We start from the raw sequence: 1,881 nt of genomic DNA on the forward strand, positions 1-1,881 counted from the left end.
GTACTGGAACGGGGCCGGAGCCGGCATATCCCGCGGCGTCCTGCCGGCCCCGGAGGAGGCGCACTTCGTCTACCGGCGGCACGGACTTGGCTGCAGGGACTGCGGAACGCCGGTGGCGCTGACCGAGCTCGGCGCCAGGAAGCTTTACTGGTGCCCGGCCTGCCAGCCGGCCTGAGCCGGTACGCCTGCCCTTGCACGCCTGCCCTTCCAAGCCCCGGCCGCCGGGGCCCGGAGGGCAACGAAAAAAGCCCCTCCGGAGAGGGGCTTTTTTCGTCATATTTCTGAGGGGACGACGGGAATCGAACCCGCGTAATCAGTTTGGAAGACTGAGGCTTTACCATTAAGCTACGTCCCCGGGATCTCACTGGAACTCCAGCAAAACTTCCGGGCGGCTGTTCAAGCCGGATACAACTAAACCCAATTCAAGGCCCCGGTGTCAAATGTGCAAATCGGCACAGTATGACCGTAGACTGTTCTGTGCACTTACGGGGTGTAGCTCAGCTTGGCTAGAGCGCCTGCTTTGGGAGCAGGAAGTCGCAGGTTCAAATCCTGTCACCCCGACTCTGCAAGCACTGCCAGCACGTGGCAATGCAGAACCCCATACCCCCCACACCAGGAGTACTTAGACTGTGAAGAGCGCTGTCGAGAACCTCACCCCCACGCGGGTCAAGCTCAATGTTGAGGTCCCCTTTGAGGAATTGAAGCCCAGCATCGCAGAGGCATACAAGACTGTTGCTTCGCAGATCCAGGTCCCCGGTTTCCGCAAGGGCAAGGTCCCCTCCAAGCTCATTGACCAGCGCGTTGGCCGCGGCTACGTCCTGGAGACGGCCATCAACGAAGGCCTCAACGGCTGGTACCAGGCCGCCGTGCAGGAAACCGGCATCCGCCCCCTGAGCCGTCCCGAGGTCGAGATCACCGAGGTTCCGGACCCGTCCGCCACCGACGGCGAGCTCAAGTTCCACGCCGAGGTTGACATCCGCCCCGAAATCGAACTGCCCGACTACGCAGGCATCAAGGTTGAGGTCGCCGCCGCCGAGTCCTCCGACGCCGCCGTCGACAAGGCCCTGGACGAGCTCCGCGGCCGCTTCGGCACGCTGAAGTCCGTGGACCGCCCGGCCGCCGATGGCGACTTCCTGACGATCGACATCGCAGCCTCGATCGACGGCGCCGATGTTGACTCCGCTTCCGGCCTGTCCTACCAGGTTGGCGCCGGCACCATGCTCGAAGGCCTCGACGAGGCCGTCACCGGCCTCAGCGCCGACGAGGACGCCATCTTTGACACCACGCTGGTCGGCGGCGAGCACGCCGGCGAGTCCGCTCAGGTCAAGGTCACCGTCAAGGCCGTCAAGGAGCGCGAGCTCCCCGTCGCCGACGACGACTTCGCCCAGCTCGCCAGCGAATTCGACACCCTGGCCGAACTCCGTGAGGACCTCGCCAAGCAGGCCGCCGAGTCCAAGATTGTTGACCAGGGCGTCGAGGCCCGCGACAAGGTCCTGGACAAGCTCGTTGAGCTCGTCGAGGTTCCCGTCCCGGCGTCGATCGTCGAAGAGCAGCTCGAGCAGCACTTCAACGCTGAAAACGCCCACGGTGAAGGCGAGCACGACACCGAGGAGCACCGCGCCGAGGTCAAGGCCAACACCGAGCGCGCCTTCCAGAACGAGATCATCCTCGACGCCATCGCGGAGAAGGAAGAAGTCAACGTCAGCCAGAACGAACTGATCGACTACATCGTCACCACCGCCAGCCAGTACGGCATGGACCCGAACCAGTTCGCCCAGATCATCGATCAGAGCGGCCAGGTGCCCATGATGGTTTCCGAGGTCCGCCGCCGCAAGGCACTGGCCGTCGTGCTGGGCCAGGCCGAGGTCACCGACTCCGAGG

Annotated in this window: 2 protein-coding genes and 2 tRNA genes; 3 read left to right on the top strand and 1 reads right to left on the bottom strand. The window is 64.3% G+C overall.

The window, feature by feature from the left end; all coding sequences use genetic code 11:
* Positions 1-175 (top strand): zinc finger domain-containing protein (locus LQV45_RS29010; protein WP_290370344.1); only part of this gene is annotated, 175 nt, incomplete at its 5' end.
* 109 nt (positions 176-284) lie between these two features.
* On the opposite strand, the gene LQV45_RS29015 is transcribed toward LQV45_RS29010, so the two are convergent.
* Positions 285-355 (bottom strand) — tRNA-Gly (locus tag LQV45_RS29015).
* Between the two features lie 131 nt (positions 356-486).
* Here LQV45_RS29015 and LQV45_RS29020 point away from each other — a divergent pair.
* Positions 487-561, top strand: a tRNA-Pro gene (locus LQV45_RS29020).
* Between the two features lie 68 nt (positions 562-629).
* Positions 630-1,881 (top strand): trigger factor (gene tig / locus LQV45_RS29025; protein WP_230010484.1); only part of this gene is annotated, 1,252 nt, incomplete at its 3' end.

The sequence above is a fragment of the Microbacterium sp. Bi128 genome (genome assembly GCF_918698205.1).